We start from the raw sequence: 15,995 nt of genomic DNA, 5'->3' as shown, positions 1-15,995 counted from the left end.
GATAAAACCCTTCACGGATTTGTCAGGAGCATCACCATGTACAAGAAGACCTCGCGCATTCTCGCGATTGCTGCCGCATCGCTCGCGCTCACCATGGGCGCAGCCCACGCCCAGACGCCGCCCCCGGGCGGTCCCGGCGGTCCCGGCGGTCCCGGCATGCACGCCATGCACCACGGCGATTTCATGATGGGCTTCAAGAAGCTGCACGACAAGCTGAACCTGAACGCCGATCAGGAAAAGCAGTGGCAAGCCGCGCTCGACACGATGAAGCAGAACCACGAGCAGATGCGCAAGATCCACGAACAGCTCAAGCAGCAGTTCGAAGCGCAGAAGAACCAGCCGATCCTCGACCTGAACGCGCTGCACGCGGCTCACCAGCAGGCCGAGCAGCAAAGCGCGCAACTGCGCGAGCAGAATGCCCAGGCCTGGCTCTCGTTCTACAACGGCCTGAACGACCAGCAGAAGACCACGGTCAGCACGGCGCTCAAGGAGCATTTCGCGAAGATGGAGCAGCGCCGCGAAAAGCTGCTCCAGCACTGGCAGCACCACGGCGCCGCGTCGGCACCGGCCGCAGCGCAGTAAGTGTCAGTCCCGGGCGGCGGGCGCGCCGCCCGGGACGGCAGCAAACCGGCCGGCGGAGCATGCCGGACCGGTCGTGCGGCCCGCTGGACCGGCAGTGGAGCCGCACAATGACGAAGCGCCGCGGGGCGAACCCGCGGCGCTTTTTCTTTGGCTGGCCTGCCCGGTGTGCCTGCCCGGTGCGCTTGCCCGGCGCGCTTGCCCGGCTTGTCTACCGAGCCCGGCCCGGCGAGATCAGGCCAGGTCGAACAGCAGCACTTCGGCCTGCTTGCCGTTTGCGAGCGCCACGGCTGCCTCGGCCTCGATCATGGCCGCGTCGCCGGCTTCGAGGCGCGCCCCACTCACGTCCAGCGCGCCGCGCGCCACGTGGACATACACGCGCCGCCCGGCCGGCACCGCGTACACCGCGCGCTCGTCGCCGTCGATCAGCGCCGCGTAGATCGACGCGTCGGACTGCACCGTCACCGAGCCGTCGCGCCCGTCGGGCGAGGCCACCACGCGCAGCCGGCCGCGCTTGTCCTCGTCGGCGAAGCGCTTTTCCTCGTAGCCCGGCGCCCCGCCCCGCTCGCGCGGCAGCAGCCAGATCTGCAGCAGATGGGCTTCCTCCTCGCGCGACGCGTTGAACTCGCTGTGCATCACCCCGGTGCCGGCGCTCATGCGCTGCACGTCGCCCGGGCGGATGGTCGAGCCGTTGCCCATGCTGTCGCGGTGCGCAAGGCCGCCCGAGAGCACGTAGGTGACGATTTCCATGTCGCGGTGACCGTGGGCGCCGAAGCCCTGGCCGCCGGCGATGCGGTCGTCGTTGAGCACCCGCAGCGCGCCGTAGTGGACGTGTTCCGGGTCGTGGTAATCGGCGAAGGAAAAGCTGTGGAACGAATCGAGCCAGCCGTGGCTGGCGTGGCCCCGTTCGTCGGAGCGGCGGATGGCAAGCATGGCAATCTCCCGTGTTTCGTTGCGATACCCGAAGGTAAGGGCGAAGCGTGCACACCACAATCGGCACCGGCGCACCGGATCGTTTCGCTGGCAGCGGCAATCGGCGTCAAGAGGCGCCGGGCGTTCTTCCACTGTGGCATTCCTGCCCCGTACCGCCCCATACTGCCCAATAAACTGGCATGCCCCCCGGCTTCGGGTAAAATACCGCGCTTTTCGGCCAGCGCGCCCCGCGAGCCGTCCCCGTACCGGCGCCGCACCGGGCGCGGGCCGTCCCGCCCAGGCGACGCCGTCCGTCCGACCCACATTTTTGATCGCCTAGAATGGCGGCGGCCGGCCACAAGCCGGCAGGCCGCGCGGCGGCAGCGCCTTGCAGAGCGGCCCGGCCACCTGGCGGGGCCGCCCCGCGAGGCGCGCCACGCGCCGTCCGTATCAGGAGAAAGATGAAGAAGTTCGCAGTGTGTGCGGCGCTCGCGCTCGTCGCCGGCAGCGCCGCCGCCAGGGAGTGGAAGACCGTTCGCATCGGCGTGGACGCCAGCTACCCGCCGTTCGAGTCGGTTGCGCAGAACGGGCAGATCGTCGGTTTCGACGTGGATCTCACGAAAGCGCTGTGCGCGCGCATGAACGTCAAGTGCGTCTGGGTCCAGAACGATCTCGACGGCATCATCCCTGCGCTGAAGGCCCGCAAGTTCGACGCGATCGTCTCGTCGCTCAGCGTCACCGACCAGCGCCGCCAGCAGATCGACTACTCCGGCAAGATGTTCGACGCCCCCGCGCGCATGCTCGCGAAGGCCGGCTCGCCGCTCCTGCCCACCCCGGCATCGCTCGAGGGGAAGAACGTGGGCGTCGAGCAGGGTTCGACCCAGGAGGCGTATGCGAAGGCGCACTGGGCAGGCAAGGGCGTGAACGTGGTGTCGTACCAGAACCAGGACGAGGTGTATCAGGACCTGATGTCGGGCCGGCTCGACGCCACGCTGCAAGACGAGGTGCAGGCCGACTTCGGCTTCCTCAAGACGCCGCGCGGCAAGGGTTACGCCTGGGCCGGCCCGGCCGTGGAAGACCCGCAGACGATCGGCGACGGCACGGCCATCGGCCTGCGCAAGGAAGATACGGATCTCAAGGCGCAATTCAACGCGGCGCTGGCCTCGATCCACCAGGACGGCACGTTCGACCGCATCGCGAAGCAGTACTTCGATTTCGATATCTACAAAGGCAAGTAGCACCCGATCAAGGTGCGCGGCGCGCGCCCCGTCAAGGACCCACCCATGTTTCTTCAAGGCTACGGCCCGCTGATCCTCGCCGGCACCTGGCAGACCGTCAAGCTCTCGGTGCTCTCGCTCGTGCTCTCGTTCGTGCTGGGGCTCATCGGCGCGGCGGCGAAACTTTCGAAGAACCGCGTCGCCCATGGCGCGGGCACCGTCTACACCACCCTGATCCGCGGCGTGCCGGACCTCGTGCTGATGCTGCTGCTCTTCTACAGCCTGCAGATCTGGCTGAACGACCTCACCGATATGCTGGGCTGGGACCAGATCGACATCGACCCGTTCGTCGCGGGCGTGATCGTGCTGGGCTTCATCTACGGCGCCTACTTCACGGAAACCTTCCGCGGCGCCTTTCTCGCGGTGCCGCGCGGCCAGCTCGAAGCCGGCCACGCCTACGGCATGACGAACTGGCAGGTGTTTCGCCGCATCATGTTCCCGCAGATGATGCGCTTCGCGCTCCCGGGCATCGGCAACAACTGGCAGGTGCTCGTGAAATCGACGGCGCTCGTCTCGATCATCGGGCTCGCCGACGTCGTCAAGGCGAGCCAGGACGCCGGCAAGGGCACGCTGCGCTTTTTCTTCTTCACGCTGCTCGCGGGCGCGATCTACCTCGTCATCACCACGGTGTCGAACTTCGTGCTGATGTACCTCGACAAGCGCTACTCCACCGGCGTGCGCCGCGCGGACCTGTAAGCGGATCCGGAACAACAAGGCGAACAACATGCAAGACCTGATCCAGCTTGTCCAGCAGTACTGGCAAAGCTACCTCTATACCGACGGCTACCACTTCACCGGCGTCGCCATCACGCTGTGGCTGCTCGTGGTGTCGATCGGACTCGGCTTCTGCCTCTCGGTGCCGCTCGCGGTGGCGCGCGTCTCGAAGAAGAAGTGGCTCTCCGGCCTCGTGTGGCTCTACACCTACATCTTCCGCGGCACGCCGCTCTACGTGCAATTGCTGCTCTGCTACACGGGCCTCTACAGCCTCGAGATCGTGCGCAACCACGAATTGACCGCCGCGTTCTTCCGCAGCGGCATGAACTGCACGCTGCTCGCGTTCACGCTCAACACCTGCGCGTACACGACCGAGATCTTCGCGGGCGCGATCAGGGCCACGCCCTATGGCGAGATCGAGGCGGCGCGCGCGTACGGCATGTCGCCGTTCACGCTCTACCGGCGCGTAATCCTGCCTTCGGCCCTGCGCCGCGCGCTGCCGTACTACAGCAATGAAGTCATCCTGATGCTGCACGCGACCACGGTGGCGTTCACGGCCACCGTGCCCGACATCCTGAAGATCGCGCGCGACGTCAATTCGGCGACCTACCAGACCTTCACCGCGTTCGGCATTGCCGCCCTGCTCTATCTGAGCATTTCGTTCACGCTCGTGTGGCTCTTCCGCCAGGCCGAGCGCCGCTGGCTCGCATACCTGCGACCGCAAGGCAAGTGAGCCCGCTACCCATGACCCAGATGAATTCCCAGAAGCAAAAGCTTTTCGTCGATGCCCTGCACAAGCAGTACGGCGACCATGAAGTGCTCAAGGGCGTTTCGCTGCAAGCGAATGCCGGCGATGTGATCAGCGTGATCGGCTCGTCCGGTTCGGGCAAGAGCACGATGCTGCGCTGCATCAATTTCCTCGAGCAGCCCAACGCGGGGCGCATCTTCGTGGACGGCGAGGAAGTGCGCACGCGTGCCGACAGCCGCACCGGCGCGCTGCAGGTGGCCGACCCGAAGCAACTCCAGCGCGTGCGCACGAAGCTCGCGATGGTGTTCCAGCACTTCAACCTGTGGGCGCACATGACGGTGCTGGAGAACGTCATGGAAGCGCCCGTGCACGTGCTGGGCATGCCGCGCAAGGAAGCCGGGGAACGCGCGCGCGAATACCTCGAAAAGGTCGGGCTCGCGCCGCGCGTGGAGAACCAGTACCCATCGCATCTCTCGGGCGGCCAGCAGCAGCGCGTGGCGATTGCGCGCGCGCTCGCCATGCACCCGGACGTGATGCTCTTCGACGAACCCACTTCGGCGCTCGACCCCGAACTCGTGGGCGAAGTGCTCAAGGTGATGCAGAAGCTTGCCGAGGAAGGCCGCACGATGATCGTCGTCACGCACGAAATGGGTTTCGCGCGCAACGTCTCGAATCACGTGATGTTCCTGCACCAGGGGCGCGTGGAAGAAGAAGGGCAGCCGGCCGAAGTCTTCGGCAATCCGAAGAGCGAGCGGCTGCGGCAATTCATTTCGGGGAGCCTCAAGTAAGCGGCTTCGGAGGCAGGCCCGGAGTTAGCCTTGAGGTTAGCCCCGAGGTTGGCCTTGAGGTTGGCTTTTAAGTTGGCTTTGAAGTTGGCCTTCAAGACACACCGGGCCCGGACGCGAGACCAGGACGCCAGGCGTTGCGCGGCAACGACGTCTGCCGGGTCATGTAGTAAATGTAGTTTTTCAAGGCGCTTTCAGCGCCTTTTCTTTTTTCTTCCAAAGCAATCTTCAATCCCACTTTTTCGGCATTCCGAAGGCCGTTTTCGCTTTACTCCTGACGTTTTTCTCCGTCAATAGTGGCAATCCTGAAGATCGTCCTGGAGCAAACCTGAGTCCCTTGTCCGACAAGGCTTTACGCCTCCTTTTTGAGAGACCTGGGACCTCCCCTGGCAACAGCATATTGCAATTTGACGACACACCCCGGGGCGTCAACGATTTCGTTCGCCACCGCCGCCCTTTTTTGCTAAATTAGTAACCAAAGTAGCAAAACAAAGTGTATTAAAAGTAGTTTCACTTCAAAAAGAACGGGAGATGCCAGTCAACCAGGGGACCCGCCAGACTACTCGAACAGGTTGTCGGGCTGCATTGCAGCCAGCACCTCGGGCCCCAGGGTAGTAGCTCCCTCACGTGACTACGATTTCTGTTCGTTGCGCCCTCACACGCGCGGACGTCTTTCGCAGTACTTAGGTTGACTCTTTGACAGGGTATGGAGGAGAAGATGAAGAAAGCTTTGCTCGCCGCAGCACTGATGTCGGCTGGGGTGGTCGCGCATGCACAAAGCAGCGTGACGCTCTATGGCCGCCTTGACGCTGGTGTGGCGTACATGAACGGCATCGGAACTGGCGGCGGCACCGGCGCCGCCACGGCAGGCAAGAGCCAGGTGCTGCTCGAAAGCGGCTACTGGGGCACCAGCCTGTGGGGCTTGAAGGGTGTCGAAGACATCGGCGGCGGCAATAAGGTTCTCTTCCAGCTGGAAGGCAGCTTCAGCACGGCAACCGGCTCGCTCGGCTCGGCCGGCTCGATCTGGAATCGCTGGGCAACCGTCGGCATGGCCAACGACAACTACGGTACGCTGCTGCTCGGCCGCGAACTGTTCATCTCGAACGGCATTTGGGACTTCGACCCGTTCGGTCAGTCGAACTGGTCGTCGGCGTCGCTCGTGCGTGGTCGTAACTGGCCGCAGTCGAGCAACAACGTGTCGTATCAGTCGCCGAAGTGGTATGGCTTCGATCTGTATGGCCAGTACTCGCTCTCGAACGCCACGAGCTGGAACGGCAACGGCACGACCTCACAAGGTCGTGAAGACGGTCTCCAGCTGACGTACACGAGCTCGCTGTTCCAGGTTCGCGGCCTGTATGACGAAATCCGCAACCCGGCAAACGGTACGCTCGGCGGCGCCTACGATCCGACCGGCATCAACTCGGGCAACACGGGCCAGGGCGTGTACGCGTTCGGTCGCGACTACATGGCGATGGTCAACGTGTTCCTCGGCCAGTTCAAGGTCCAGGGCGGCTTCGAAGCCCTGCGCACTTCGGGCATGAACGGCCAGCTGATCGGCCAGCCGACCGCGCTCGACCACGAATGGGGCGGTGTGACGTGGCAAGCCACGCCGGCAGCAGCCCTGATCGCGGCGGTGTACCACGTGAACGGCAACAACGGCGCGGGTAACGCCACGCTCTACACGATCGGCGGTTCGTACAACATCTCGAAGCGCACCCTGTTCGACCTCCAGGTCGCGACCGTGCAGAACAGCAAGACCGCGAACTACGGCCTGAACGCCAACAACTACGGCACGTCGGCTGCAACCGGCAACCCGCTCGTTGGCCACAGCCAGACCGGTGTGTACGCAGGCATCCAGCACTCGTTCTAATCGACGAGTGCAGACAGAACAGTCATCTGGTTAGACGTTTTCACGCTGCTGCGAGAGGCGCGTATCGGTGCGGTGTCCGAAAGGGTATCCGCACCGTTTTTTATTCTCGACGCGGGCCGCGCAAGCGGCCCGTTTCTATTGATGCAACGGTTTTGCGGCGGCTGGCGTCAGACCGCCGCTTCGTTCTCTTCGCCCGTGCGGATGCGGATCACGCGCTCGACGTCGGTCACGAAAATCTTGCCGTCGCCGATCTTGCCGGTGCGCGCCGCGCCGATGATCGCGTCGATCACCTGGTCGGCCTGGGCGTTCGCCACCACCACTTCGATCTTCACTTTGGGCAGGAAATCGACCACGTATTCCGCGCCGCGGTACAGCTCGGTGTGACCCTTCTGGCGGCCGAAGCCCTTGACCTCGGTGACGGTCAGGCCCGTCAGGCCGACTTCGGCGAGCGCTTCGCGCACTTCGTCGAGCTTGAACGGTTTGATGACGGCAGTAATGCGTTTCATGGCGGACCTCGTCTCGTATCGGGTTGGTGTCTGTCGAAAAATCGAAAGCAATAAGCAGGATTCTACGCTGCGCTCACGGTGCAGCCGACGCCTGCGGCGGATTCGCGGTGTCCGGCACCCGCTCCAGATCCGCGAGCCACACGGCGGACCCGGAATCGCTCGGCGCGCGCCAGTCGCCGCGCGGCGAGAGCGAGCCGCCCGATCCCACCTTCGGCGCGTTCGGAATGCAGGTGCGCTTGAACTGGCTCTGGCGGAAAAACCGGTCGAGGAAGATGCGCAGATTGCGCTTGATCGCCGCAAGCTCGTACTGGTTGCGCGCGACCTTCGTGTTCTCGGGCCAGGCGCCCTTCTCCCGGTCGCCCCAGGCATGCTGCGCGAGGAACGCGACCTTCGCGGGCGTAAAGCCGAAGCGCAGCGTGTAGTAGAGGTTGAAGTCCTGCAATTCGTACGGCCCGATCACGCTCTCGGTCTTCTGCTCGGGCGCGCCGTTGGCCTTGCCGGGAATCAGCTCGGGGCTGATGTCGGTGTCGAGAATCGCTTCGAGCACGTCCGAGCCGCTCTCGCCGATCTGGCCGGTTTCCGCCACCCAGCGCACGAGGTGCGTGATGAGCGTCTTGGGCACGCTCGCATTCACGTTGTAGTGCGACATGTGATCGCCCACGCCGTAGGTACACCAGCCGAGCGCAAGCTCGGACAGGTCGCCCGTGCCGATCACGATCGCATGATTGAAGTTCGCGAGGCGGAACAGGTGATTCGTGCGCTCGCCGGCCTGCACGTTCTCGAAGGTGATGTCGTAGCTTTCCTTGCCTTCGGAGTACGGATGACCGAGGTCTTCGAGCATCTGCATGCAGCTCTTGCGAATGTCGATTTCCTTCGCCGTGCAGCCCACGAGTTCCATCAACTGGCGCGCCTGGCGCAGCGTGCGCTCGCTCGTCGCGAAGCCCGGCATGGTGTACGCGAGGATATTCGCGCGCGGCAGGCCGAGCCGGTCCATCGCCTTCGCACACACGAGCAGCGCATGCGTGGAATCGAGCCCGCCCGACACGCCGATCACCACCTTCTTGATGCCGGCCTGCGAAAGCCGCTGCACGAGCGCCTGCACCTGGATGTTGTAGACCTCGTTGCAGCGCTCGTCGCGGCGCTTCGGATCAGCCGGCACGTACGGGAAGCGCTCCACGCGGCGCACGAGCGGCAGGTCGGGCGCGTCCCACGCGCCCTGCTGCGGCACCGCGCAGCGAATCACGCGAAACTTCGTGATCTCGTCGTGATGGCGGCGAATCGAGTCGCCGAACGTGGTCTGCCGGATGCGCTCCTGCGCGAGGCGCTGCAGATCGACATCGGCGACGATGAGGTGTGAATCGTCGAGAAAGCGCTCCGACTGCGCGAGCAGTTCGCCGTTCTCGTACACGAGCGCCTGGCCGTCCCAGGCCATGTCGGTCGTCGATTCGCCCTGGCCCGCCGAGGTGTACAGATAAGCGGCAAGGCACCGCGCCGACTGCTGCGAAACGAGTTGATGGCGATAGCCGGCCTTGCCCACCACCACGTTCGACGCCGAAAGATTCACGAGCACCGAAGCGCCCGCGAGCGCCGCGAACGACGACGGCGGGATCGGCACCCACACGTCCTCGCAGATTTCCACGTGAAAGCGCAGGCCCGCAACCGAAGGCACGTCGAAAAGCAGCGAGGCGCCGAACGGCACGTCTTCGCCGGCGAGGCGCACCGTGTCGGTGCGCGCGCAATCGGCGGCGCTGAACTGGCGCGGCTCGTAGAACTCGCCGTAGTTCGGCAGATAGCTCTTCGGCACCACCCCCGCGATGCGTCCGCCCGCCACCACCGCGGCGCAGTTGAAGAGCGTCTGCCCCACGCGCACCGGCAGGCCGACGATCATCGCGAGCGGCAGCGCGGCCGACCCGGCAACGAGCGTCTGCAACGCGTGCTCGCACGCGTCGAGCAGCGCCTGCTGGTGAAAGAGATCGTCGCAGGTATAGGCGGAGAGACCCAGCTCCGGAAAGGCCACGAGCGCGGCGCCTTTTTCGGCGGCCTCGCGGGCGAGCGCGAGCGTTTCGCCCGCGTTGAAGGCCGGGTCGGCCACGCGGCAGCGCGGCACGCCCACGGCCACGCGCGCAAAGCCATGCGTGTAGAGATTGAAGAAGCGCTCTTTCATTTCGATAACCCTGGAGGCACGCCGCGCGGCCTTCGTCGATAGCGGGCCGTCTGCCTGCGCTCGCGCGGCGCGGCGGCCCTCACCCGTTCGGGGCGTTTGCTTTACCATGACCGTTTGCCGCGCTGCCCGCCGGCGCTTGCCGATGCACGGGCAAGGCAGGCCAGGAGCGCGGCGCCACGCCTAATCGGACAGGCACGCAAGTTGAAACAGGAACATTTCGATTATCGCACGGGCATACTCGGCTCACCGGCCGAGGTGGACGCAGCCGAATGGAACGCGCTGCTCGCGCGCCAGGGGCAGCCCACGCCCTTTTTGCGCCACGAATTCCTCACGGCGCTGCACGCCACGCACTGCGCCACGCCCGATGCAGGCTGGGCTCCGCAGTTCGTCACCCTCACCGACACGCGCACGGGACGCCTTGCTGCGGCAGCGCCCGTGTACCTGAAGGGGCACTCGTACGGCGAATACGTGTTCGACTGGGCCTGGGCCGACGCGTACAAGCGCAACGGCATCGAGTACTACCCGAAGCTGCTGTGCGCGGTGCCGTTCACGCCGGTGCAAGGCACGCGGCTGATCTGCGCCGACGCCACCGCGCGCCGCCATCTGGCCGCCACGCTACTTGCGTTCGCGGAGCAGGCGGACGTGTCGTCCCTGCACGTGCTGTTCCCTACCGAGGAAGACGCGCAGGCGCTGACCAACCTCGGCATGATGCTGCGCGAAGGCGTGCAGTTTCACTGGCTCAACGACGGCTACCGCGACTTCGAAGACTTCCTTTCGACGCTCGAGCAGAAGAAGCGCAAGAACATTCGCGCGGAGCGGCGCAAGGTGCGCGACGCAGGCGTGACGATGCGGCGCGTGCGCGGCGAAGAGATCCGCGACGAAGACTGGCGCTTCTTCAGCCGCTGCTACCGGCAGACCTACCGCGAGCATTTTTCGACGCCGTACCTGAACCTCGACTTCTTCCGCATGATCGGGGCGTCGATGCCGGAGAACCTCCTGCTCGTGATCGCCGAATACGAGGGCAAGCCGATCGCGAGTTCGCTCGTCGTCTATCAGCGCGGGGAAAACGGCAAGGGCGGCACGCTATATGGGCGCTACTGGGGCGCGCTCGAACACGTGCCGTGCCTGCACTTCGAAGCCGCGTACTATCAGCCGCTGGAGTTCTGCATCGAAGAAGGGCTGGCGGTATTCGAGGGCGGCGCGCAAGGCGAGCACAAGATGGCGCGCGGCTTCATGCCCACCGTCACGCGCTCGGCCCACTGGCTCGCGCATCCCGCGTTCGCCGATGCGGTGGCGCGCTTTCTCGAAAGCGAAACCAACCACATTCATGCCTACGTTCACGAGCTGAACGAGCATAATCCGTTTCGTTCGTGACCCTTCGCGACCCTTCGTGACCCGCTCGCCGCCCGTGCCCGAAAAACGCCTGATGCCGTGGTTTCTCTATCTGCTCGAATGCGACGACGGCAGCGTCTATACCGGCATTGCCGTCGATGTCGCCGCGCGCTTCGAACAACATGCGAGCGGCATGGGCGCGCGCTATACGCGCTCGCGCAAGCCGGTGCAGGTGCTCGCGTCGTTCGAGCTGGCCGGGCGGGCCGAGGCGTCGCGCGCCGAGTATTGGGTGAAGCGGCTCAAGCCGCAGGAAAAGCGCGCCCTCGCGGCGGGGGCGCGCACGCTCGAATCGGTGCTGCCTGCGCCAGCACCTGCGCCGGGTCCCGGGATCGAAGCCGACGCCGACCCTGATGCAACGCCGGAAGCGGCCGACGCCCCATGAAAAAAGCCGCACGGGCCGGAGAACCCGTGCGGCTTCGTTCGCGGTGCCGCTTTTCACGCGCCCGAGCGCGCAAGAAGCGGCACGCAGCTTACTTCTTGAAGTTCGCGACGCCGTCGGTGATTTCCTTGTGCGCGGCGTCGATGCCCACCCAGCCCTCGATCTTGACCCACTTGCCCTTTTCGAGCGCCTTGTAGTTCTCGAAGAAGTGCTTGATCTGGTCCTTCAGGTACTCGGGCACGTCGTCCAGCGACTTGATGCCGGCCGTCATCGGGCAGACCTTGTCGTGCGGCACGGCGATCAGCTTGGCATCGACGCCCGACTCGTCGGTCATCTGCAGCATGCCGAGCGCGCGCGAACGCACCACGGAGCCCGCCAGCAGCGGGAACGGCGTGATCACGAGCACGTCGACCGGGTCGCCGTCGCCCGAGAGCGTTTGCGGGATGAAGCCGTAGTTGACCGGATAGCGCATGCCCGTGCCGACGAAGCGGTCGACGACGAGCAGGCCCAGATCCTTGTCGGCTTCGTACTTCACCGGGTCGCTTTGCGCGGGGATCTCGATGATCACGTTGAAGTCTTGCGGCAAATCCTTGCCGGCGGGGACGTTTGCGAAGCTCATGGGCGCTCTCAGTTCAAAGGGAAAACCGGCGCATCCGCGCGCTACCTGCTTCGTGCGCACCCTGCAGGCAAGGCGCGCCGGCGCGGAAACCGGACGTTAGAGGATGGCGCCATTATAGCCAATCGGGCGCGGCGCCCCCGGCTGCGGCCCCGCCCAAACCCGTGTAGCACGCTGCGAATAGCGCGATAATGGCCCGGCTGGCACGGCTCCGCCCTCATCCCGGGCAGCGGCCCGATCCAGCGACGTTTCCCGTTTTGCGTTTTCCCTGGCAGCGAGGCGCAGGCATGGACGAAGCGAAGCACTTCATCGACGGCGCGTGGTGCGCACCGGCAAGCGGCGCAACCCTCGCCGTGATCGACCCCTCCGATGGCGAGGCGTTCGCGCGGATCGCCCGCGGCACCGCCGCCGACATCGAGCGCGCCGTGCACGCCGCGCGCCGCGCCTACGAAGGCGCCTGGGGCGCCCTCTCTGCCGCCGAACGCGGCCGTGTCCTCGCCCGCCTTGGCTTGCTCGTCGCGCGGGACCAGGAGGCCCTCGCGCAACTCGAATCGCGCGACACCGGCAAGCCGCTCAGACAGGCACGCGCCGACGCCGCCGCACTCGTGCGCTATTTCGAGTTCTACGCCGGCGCCGCCGACAAGCTCCATGGCGAAACGCTCCCCTACCAGGCCGGCTACACCGTGCTGACCGTGCGCGAGCCGCACGGCGTGACGGGCCACATCGTGCCCTGGAACTACCCCATGCAGATCTTCGGCCGCAGCGCAGGCGCGGCCCTTGCCGCGGGCAACGCGTGCGTCGTCAAGCCCGCCGAGGACGCCTGCCTCTCGCTCCTGCGGGTCGCCGCGCTCGCGCAGGAAGCCGGCTTGCCGCCGGGCGCACTGAACATCGTCACGGGCCTCGGCCACGAAGCGGGTGCGGCGCTCGCCTCGCACCCCGGCATCGACCACATCTCGTTCACGGGCTCGCCGCAAACCGGCAGGCTCGTCGCCCAGATGGCGGGCGAACACTACGTGCCGGTCACGCTGGAGCTGGGCGGCAAGTCTCCGCAGATCGTCTTCGCCGACGCCGATTTCGACCAGGCCCTGCCCTTTCTCGTGGGCGCCATCGTGCAGAACGCCGGGCAGACCTGCTCGGCAGGCAGCCGCGTGCTGATCGAGCGCGCGGCCTACGAGCCGCTGCTCGAACGGCTCGCGGCTGCCTTCGAAGCCCTCCGGGTCGGCCCCGCCCCGGCGGATCTCGACTGCGGGCCGCTCATCAGCGAAAAGCAGCGGCAGCGCGTGCGCGCCTTTCTCGACGAAGCGCACAGCGCAGGCATCCCCACCCTCGCGCGAGGTCGCCTTGTCGCCGGCGCACCGCGCGGGGGCTACTACGAAGTCCCCGCCCTGCTGCGCGACGTGCCGCCGCAAAGCCGGCTCGCCCAGCAGGAAGTGTTCGGCCCGGTGCTCGCGGCCATGCCGTTCGAAGGCGAAGACGCAGCCATCGCACTCGCCAACGGCACGCCCTACGGCCTCGTGGCCGGCGTGTGGACGCGCGACGGCGCGCGCCAGCTGCGCATCGCGCGCCGCGTGCGCGCGGGCCAGGTGTTCGTCAACAACTACGGCGCAGGCGGCGGCGTCGAACTGCCGTTCGGCGGCACCGGGCAATCGGGCCACGGCCGCGAGAAAGGCTTCGAGGCCCTCTATGGCTTCACGGTGCTCAAAACCATCGCCCTGCGCCACGGCTGAGGCGGCGCTCTGCGGCACGTTCTTATAACGAAACGGAGACACCATGCGACTCAAGGACAAGACGGCCGTCGTCACCGGCGCCGGCTCGGGCTTTGGCGAAGGCATCGCGAAGACCTATGCGCGCGAAGGCGCGAACGTGGTCGTCAACGATCTCGACGAGGAAGCCGCCCAGCGCGTGGCGAGCGAAATCGCGCTCGCGGGCGGCAAGGCCATTGCGGTGGCCGGCGACATCGCGCGCGAGGCCGACTGGCGCGCCCTGCGCGACGCGGCCCTCGACGACTTCGGCAGCGTGCAGGTGGTCGTGAACAATGCCGGCACCACGCATCGCAACAAGCCCGTGCTCGACGTGACCGAAGCCGAATTCGACCGCGTTTATGCCGTCAACGTGAAGGGGCTCTACTGGAGCGTGCGGGCGTTCGTGCCGCACTTTCGCACACAGGGCGGCGGCGTGTTCGTCAACATCGCCTCGACGGCGGGGGTGAGGCCGCGCCCCGGGCTCGTCTGGTACAACGGCAGCAAGGGCGCAATGATCGTCGCGAGCAAGGCGCTTGCGGCCGAGCTCGGGCCCGATCGCATCCGCGTGAACTGCGTGAATCCCGTGATCGGCGACACCGGGCTCACCGCCGAATTCATGGGCGTGCCCGATACGCCCGAGAACCGCCAGCGCTTCATCGCGGGCATTCCGCTCGGCCGCTTTTCCACGCCGCAGGACGTGGCGAACGCGTGCCTCTACCTCGCCTCCGACGAAGCCGCGTTCATCACCGGCACCTGCATCGAAGTGGACGGCGGACGCTGCGTCTGATACGACCGCCACCCCCCACTCCGACACATCTTGCAGCACGGATAGAATGGTCGCGCCAGCGACCCGACACTCATCACAAGAAAGACAGGAGACCCTATGGCCAGTCCAGCAAACCACGCGCCGCAGGCAGGCGCCGGCACGCCGCCGTCCGCCTTCGAAGAAGCCACCTACCGCAAGGTCGCGTGGCGCCTCATTCCGCTCCTCATGCTCTGCTACGTGGTCGCCTACCTCGACCGCGTGAACGTCGGCTTCGCCAAGCTGCAGATGAGCGCGGCGCTCAACCTCTCCGATGCGGTGTACGGCTTCGGCGCCGGCATCTTCTTCATCGGCTATTTTCTTTTCGAAGTGCCAAGCAATATGATCCTGCATCGCGTGGGGGCACGCGTCTGGATCGCACGCATCATGATCACGTGGGGCCTCGTTTCGATGCTCACGATGTTCGTCACCACACCCGCCATGTTCTACGTCATGCGCTTCCTGCTGGGCGTGTGCGAGGCGGGCTTCTTCCCCGGCATCATCCTGTACCTCACCTACTGGTATCCGGCCCACCGGCGCGGGCGCATGACCACGTGGTTCATGACCGCCATCGCCATTTCGGGCGTGGTGGGCGGCCCGGTCTCGGGCTGGATACTCAAGTCCTTCGACGGCATGAACGGCTGGCAGGGCTGGCAGTGGCTGTTCCTGCTCGAAGGCGTGCCCTCGGTGATCGTGGGCGTGCTGGTGTTTCTCGTGCTCGACGACCGCATCGGCAACGCGAAGTGGCTCTCCGGCGAGGAGCGCGCGCTGCTCGAACGCAATATCGCCGCCGAAAACGCCACCAAGGAAGACCCGCCCCTGCGCACCGTCTTTTCGAGCCCGCGCGTGCTGGTGATGAGCCTCACCTACTTCTCGTTCGTGATGGGGCTTTATGGCGTGAGCTTCTGGCTGCCCACCATCATCAAGGCCACGGGCGTGAAGGACGCGCTCACCATCGGCCTGCTCTCGGCGATACCGTTCGCCGCGGCCGTGATCGGCATGGTGCTGGTGGCGAGGAGCGCCGACCGCGCGCGCGAGCGGCGCTGGCACATCGCGATTCCGGCGGCCGTGGGCGCGCTCGGCCTCGTGCTCTCGGTGGCGTGGGCGCACGACACGACGCTCGCCATGGCCGCGCTCACGCTCGCCACCATCGGCATCCTCACGACCCTGCCGCTCTTCTGGAGCCTGCCTACCGCGTGGCTCGCGGGCACCGGCGCGGCGGCGGGCATCGCGCTCATCAACTCGATCGGCAATCTCGCGGGTTTCCTGAGCCCCTATGCCGTGGGCTGGCTCAAGCAGGCGACGGGCGCCAACGATTCGGGGATGTACATGCTCGCGGCGTTCATGATCCTGGGCGGGCTGCTTGCGCTTTCCGCGCCGGCGAAGCTCGTGAACCGCTGAAGCCGCGCTGCGCCTGCGCGCTTCGTCGAGTGCTCGTCGAGCACAAAAGACGACGGCCGCTTTGCAGCGGCCGTTATTCCTTCAAAGCGCGATGAATGCGCTCGCGCG

Annotated in this window: 15 protein-coding genes; 11 read left to right on the top strand and 4 right to left on the bottom strand. The window is 66.0% G+C overall.

The features are described 5' to 3' along the window. Positions 1-36 precede the first annotated feature (36 nt). The gene (locus tag BFE01S_RS14465) at positions 37-582 is read left to right on the top strand and encodes a periplasmic heavy metal sensor (protein ID WP_028226138.1); all 546 of its coding nucleotides are present in this window, start codon (positions 37-39) and stop codon (positions 580-582) included. A 231-nt stretch (positions 583-813) separates the two neighbouring features. Here BFE01S_RS14465 and BFE01S_RS14460 read toward each other — a convergent pair whose 3' ends face one another. After that, positions 814-1,512: a pirin family protein gene (locus tag BFE01S_RS14460; protein ID WP_028226137.1), complete on the bottom strand. Its 699-nt coding sequence runs from the start codon at positions 1,510-1,512 to the stop codon at positions 814-816. Between the two features lie 440 nt (positions 1,513-1,952). Between BFE01S_RS14460 and BFE01S_RS14455 the strand changes: the two genes are divergently transcribed. The 5 genes from BFE01S_RS14455 to BFE01S_RS14435 all read left to right on the top strand — a co-directional run bounded on the left by BFE01S_RS14455 (position 1,953) and on the right by BFE01S_RS14435 (position 6,885). Beyond that, a complete protein-coding gene (locus BFE01S_RS14455) occupies positions 1,953-2,729 on the top strand; it encodes an ABC transporter substrate-binding protein (protein ID WP_028226136.1) in 777 nt (258 codons plus the stop codon). A gap of 45 nt (positions 2,730-2,774) precedes the next feature. Continuing rightward, positions 2,775-3,464 (top strand): ABC transporter permease, encoded by a 690-nt coding sequence (locus tag BFE01S_RS14450; protein ID WP_028226135.1) that lies wholly within the window; start codon positions 2,775-2,777, stop codon positions 3,462-3,464. 28 nt (positions 3,465-3,492) lie between these two features. Beyond that, entirely contained in the window at positions 3,493-4,215 is a 723-nt protein-coding gene (locus BFE01S_RS14445; protein ID WP_407668212.1) for an ABC transporter permease, read from the top strand. Positions 4,216-4,235: 20 nt separating this feature from the next. Then, the gene (locus BFE01S_RS14440) at positions 4,236-5,018 is read left to right on the top strand and encodes an ABC transporter ATP-binding protein (RefSeq protein WP_028226133.1); all 783 of its coding nucleotides are present in this window, start codon (positions 4,236-4,238) and stop codon (positions 5,016-5,018) included. A gap of 715 nt (positions 5,019-5,733) precedes the next feature. Beyond that, entirely contained in the window at positions 5,734-6,885 is a 1,152-nt protein-coding gene (locus BFE01S_RS14435) for a porin (RefSeq protein ID WP_028226132.1), read from the top strand. A 167-nt stretch (positions 6,886-7,052) separates the two neighbouring features. Here the strand turns inward: BFE01S_RS14435 and BFE01S_RS14430 are convergent, their stop codons facing one another. Together BFE01S_RS14430 and BFE01S_RS14425 are read right to left on the bottom strand one after the other, a co-directional pair. After that, positions 7,053-7,391 carry a P-II family nitrogen regulator gene (locus tag BFE01S_RS14430; RefSeq protein WP_028210523.1) on the bottom strand — a complete coding sequence of 113 codons (339 nt, stop codon included), beginning with the start codon at positions 7,389-7,391 and terminating at the stop codon, positions 7,053-7,055. 73 nt (positions 7,392-7,464) lie between these two features. Next, positions 7,465-9,555 (bottom strand): NAD(+) synthase, encoded by a 2,091-nt coding sequence (locus tag BFE01S_RS14425; RefSeq protein WP_028226131.1) that lies wholly within the window; start codon positions 9,553-9,555, stop codon positions 7,465-7,467. Positions 9,556-9,756: 201 nt separating this feature from the next. Here BFE01S_RS14425 and BFE01S_RS14420 point away from each other — a divergent pair, with 201 nt between their 5' ends. Together BFE01S_RS14420 and BFE01S_RS14415 are read left to right on the top strand one after the other, a co-directional pair. Further along, complete coding sequence (locus BFE01S_RS14420) at positions 9,757-10,929, top strand: GNAT family N-acetyltransferase (RefSeq protein ID WP_028226130.1); 1,173 nt, start codon at positions 9,757-9,759, stop codon at positions 10,927-10,929. 52 nt (positions 10,930-10,981) lie between these two features. Then, complete coding sequence (locus BFE01S_RS14415; protein ID WP_028226129.1) at positions 10,982-11,329, top strand: GIY-YIG nuclease family protein; 348 nt, start codon at positions 10,982-10,984, stop codon at positions 11,327-11,329. Between the two features lie 88 nt (positions 11,330-11,417). On the opposite strand, the gene ppa is transcribed toward BFE01S_RS14415, so the two are convergent. Further along, positions 11,418-11,945, bottom strand: a complete 528-nt coding sequence (gene ppa / locus BFE01S_RS14410) for an inorganic diphosphatase (RefSeq protein WP_028226128.1) — start codon at positions 11,943-11,945, stop codon at positions 11,418-11,420. Positions 11,946-12,229: 284 nt separating this feature from the next. Between ppa and BFE01S_RS14405 the strand changes: the two genes are divergently transcribed. The 3 genes from BFE01S_RS14405 to BFE01S_RS14395 all read left to right on the top strand — a co-directional run bounded on the left by BFE01S_RS14405 (position 12,230) and on the right by BFE01S_RS14395 (position 15,887). Beyond that, entirely contained in the window at positions 12,230-13,669 is a 1,440-nt protein-coding gene (locus BFE01S_RS14405; RefSeq protein WP_028226127.1) for an aldehyde dehydrogenase family protein, read from the top strand. 43 nt (positions 13,670-13,712) lie between these two features. Beyond that, positions 13,713-14,471, top strand: a complete 759-nt coding sequence (locus tag BFE01S_RS14400) for an SDR family oxidoreductase (protein WP_028226126.1) — start codon at positions 13,713-13,715, stop codon at positions 14,469-14,471. 96 nt (positions 14,472-14,567) lie between these two features. Then, positions 14,568-15,887: an MFS transporter gene (locus BFE01S_RS14395; protein WP_028226125.1), complete on the top strand. Its 1,320-nt coding sequence runs from the start codon at positions 14,568-14,570 to the stop codon at positions 15,885-15,887. Positions 15,888-15,995: the final 108 nt, after the last annotated feature.

Source organism: Paraburkholderia ferrariae NBRC 106233 (assembly GCF_000685035.1).
GTDB lineage: Bacteria > Pseudomonadota > Gammaproteobacteria > Burkholderiales > Burkholderiaceae > Paraburkholderia > Paraburkholderia ferrariae.
Note: the sequence above shows the minus strand (reverse complement) of the source record. Positions and strands in the feature narration are given on the sequence as shown.

Excerpts from the sequence above, each read along its gene's own strand:
- BFE01S_RS14465 (WP_028226138.1), top strand. The coding sequence starts at position 37 with ATGTACAAGAAGACCTCGCGCATTCTCGCGATTGCTGCCGCATCGCTC.
- BFE01S_RS14460 (WP_028226137.1), bottom strand. The coding sequence starts at position 1,512 with ATGCTTGCCATCCGCCGCTCCGACGAACGGGGCCACGCCAGCCACGGC.
- BFE01S_RS14455 (WP_028226136.1), top strand. The coding sequence starts at position 1,953 with ATGAAGAAGTTCGCAGTGTGTGCGGCGCTCGCGCTCGTCGCCGGCAGC.
- BFE01S_RS14450 (WP_028226135.1), top strand. The coding sequence starts at position 2,775 with ATGTTTCTTCAAGGCTACGGCCCGCTGATCCTCGCCGGCACCTGGCAG.
- BFE01S_RS14445 (WP_407668212.1), top strand. The coding sequence starts at position 3,493 with ATGCAAGACCTGATCCAGCTTGTCCAGCAGTACTGGCAAAGCTACCTC.
- BFE01S_RS14440 (WP_028226133.1), top strand. The coding sequence starts at position 4,236 with ATGAATTCCCAGAAGCAAAAGCTTTTCGTCGATGCCCTGCACAAGCAG.
- BFE01S_RS14435 (WP_028226132.1), top strand. The coding sequence starts at position 5,734 with ATGAAGAAAGCTTTGCTCGCCGCAGCACTGATGTCGGCTGGGGTGGTC.
- BFE01S_RS14430 (WP_028210523.1), bottom strand. The coding sequence starts at position 7,391 with ATGAAACGCATTACTGCCGTCATCAAACCGTTCAAGCTCGACGAAGTG.
- BFE01S_RS14425 (WP_028226131.1), bottom strand. The coding sequence starts at position 9,555 with ATGAAAGAGCGCTTCTTCAATCTCTACACGCATGGCTTTGCGCGCGTG.
- BFE01S_RS14415 (WP_028226129.1), top strand. The coding sequence starts at position 10,982 with ATGCCGTGGTTTCTCTATCTGCTCGAATGCGACGACGGCAGCGTCTAT.
- ppa (WP_028226128.1), bottom strand. The coding sequence starts at position 11,945 with ATGAGCTTCGCAAACGTCCCCGCCGGCAAGGATTTGCCGCAAGACTTC.
- BFE01S_RS14405 (WP_028226127.1), top strand. The coding sequence starts at position 12,230 with ATGGACGAAGCGAAGCACTTCATCGACGGCGCGTGGTGCGCACCGGCA.
- BFE01S_RS14400 (WP_028226126.1), top strand. The coding sequence starts at position 13,713 with ATGCGACTCAAGGACAAGACGGCCGTCGTCACCGGCGCCGGCTCGGGC.
- BFE01S_RS14395 (WP_028226125.1), top strand. The coding sequence starts at position 14,568 with ATGGCCAGTCCAGCAAACCACGCGCCGCAGGCAGGCGCCGGCACGCCG.